Annotated in this window: 3 protein-coding genes; all 3 read right to left on the bottom strand. The window is 61.3% G+C overall.

Going from position 1 to position 2,013, the window contains the following annotated elements:
* Positions 1–335 precede the first annotated feature (335 nt).
* Complete coding sequence (locus AC5RWX_RS32775; protein WP_494100338.1) at positions 336–890, bottom strand: hypothetical protein; 555 nt, start codon at positions 888–890, stop codon at positions 336–338.
* A 112-nt stretch (positions 891–1,002) separates the two neighbouring features.
* Complete coding sequence (locus AC5RWX_RS32770) at positions 1,003–1,269, bottom strand: GlsB/YeaQ/YmgE family stress response membrane protein (RefSeq protein ID WP_163161485.1); 267 nt, start codon at positions 1,267–1,269, stop codon at positions 1,003–1,005.
* A 132-nt stretch (positions 1,270–1,401) separates the two neighbouring features.
* The coding region (locus AC5RWX_RS32765) for an aldo/keto reductase (protein ID WP_494100337.1) at positions 1,402–2,013 on the bottom strand (612 nt) is incomplete at its 5' end.

Here is a 2,013-nt window from a genome sequence, read left to right as displayed (position 1 = left end):
GAAACACTGCCGGCCCGCGTCAGCACAGCGGGAGAACCGCAGTACTCCCCAAGCTGATCCCCTATGGCTTCCATAGGACAACTCTGCCAAAACCCACTGACAAAAGTGCCGGCCAAAGCAGCTATGTGGATGAACGTGGCCGGTCTGGGTACCGGGAATGTCAGCTTGATTGAGAGGGCCAGGACGCACTATCGAAGGACGAAATGCCACTGGCCGCCGCGTCCCCCAAGGATCGCGACGGCCAGCAAAAGCTATTCAGTTGTAAAACATCAACGATGCGGCCCCATGTCAGAAAGGAGGACAGGGGGAAATGCTCGTTGTGGGCCTGCGCGTGACTACGCTTTGGAGTCCGGTTCGTCGCTGGTGGTTCCAAGGTTGTGCGTCTCGGGGTGCGTGCTGTGGGCAGGGATGTGGTCCTCGCCGAGCTCCGTGTCGCTGAGCGCTCCGGACGTCCCGGCGGCACCGGCTGTACCAGTTGTGCCGGTTGTCCCCAGGGTGGCTGAAGTCCCGAGCGTATCCGTAGCTCCGGCTGTGCCGGAAGCGCCAAAACCGCCGGAGGTCCCAGTAGTCCCAGCCGTGCCGGCGGAGGCACCCGTTGTCGTGGCGTCGTCGGACGTTGAGGACTTGCTGTCCCCGGGCGAGCCGTCACGGTGCATGGCGGAGCCGATGACGGTGCCTGCGCGGCGGGCCGCCTCAGTCAGCTGGTCCGCAACTTCCGGGGCTTTCTCCTTGATGGCTTCCGTAGCCACGGACACCTTGTCCTGGACAGGCTTGCTGTCCCAGATGCCAGCTGCGCGGGCCTTGAGTTTGTCGTAGGCGGCCCGGCCGGACCGCGACCCGAGAACGTACCCGGCGGCGATTCCGACGCCCAAAAGAAGTTTGTTTTTCATGATGAACTCCTGCTCCGTGAGAAGGTTTCAGTTCCGGCCAGAGAGGCCGGGAGATAGGAAAACCGGCCAGGGGATGTTATCCCCAGACCGGTTTCCCTGGCTAGCGCGCCAGTTAGCTGCGCACGCCGCGCTTGGTGATCATGCCGTACACCAGCAGCACGATGAGCGCGCCACCGATGGCCAGCAGCCACGTCTGCAGGGAGAAGAACTCCTGCAGTCCGCTGCCGAAGATCATTCCGCCGATCCAGCCGCCGAGGAGTGCTCCAACGACGCCCAGGACGAGGGTGATGATCCAGCCGCCACCCTGCCGGCCGGGGAGGATCGCCTTAGCGATCGCACCAGCAATAAGTCCGAGAATCAGAAATGCAATAAATCCCATTTTTCGTTCCTCTTCCTAAGTAAAGGAGGCCTCCGGATCCCGGAAGCACTTCATCCTTCTGCCTCAATAGTAATCATGCTTACTATCTATTTGCCAACCCCGGTTTCCGGAAAAACCCCATTTCAGGGCCGATTAGTGGCCAGTGACGTCCGAATCGTTACCCGCATCAGGACCCTCATCGAGGATGGCCAATTCCGCTAGATCCTGCGCATCCAAGGCGAAATCAAAGATGTCCAGGTTCTCCCGCATCCGCTCCGGATTCGCCGTTTTGGGAACCGTCACAATTCCGTTCTGAACATGCCACCGAAGGACCAGTTGGCCGGGCGTTTTGCCATGCTTTTCCGCCAGTTGCGACAGGATCGGGGCGCCCAGCAGGCCGGCGCCGTCCCCTCCCAGCGGGCTGTAGGACTGGGTCGCAATCCCATGCTTGTCATGGAACTCGCGTTCCGCCATGCGGGTGATTGCAGGGTTCAACTGAATCTGGTTCACCGCGGGCACTACCTCTGTCTCCGCCATCAGCCGCTCCAGGTGGGCAGGCTTGAAGTTGGACACCCCAATGGAGCGGACCTTGCCTTCCGCCTGCAGCCGCTCGAAGGTCTTCCAGGTTGAAACATATTCATCGCGCTGGGGAAGCGGCCAATGGATCAGGAACAGGTCCACGTAGTCGAGCCCCAGCCGCTTCAGTGCCCCGTCCAGCCCTTCAACTGCGCGGTCGTTGCCCTGGAACTGGCCATCAACCTTGGT

The organism is Arthrobacter sp. SPT-J7, assembly GCF_059089965.1.
Note: the sequence above shows the minus strand (reverse complement) of the source record. Positions and strands in the feature narration are given on the sequence as shown.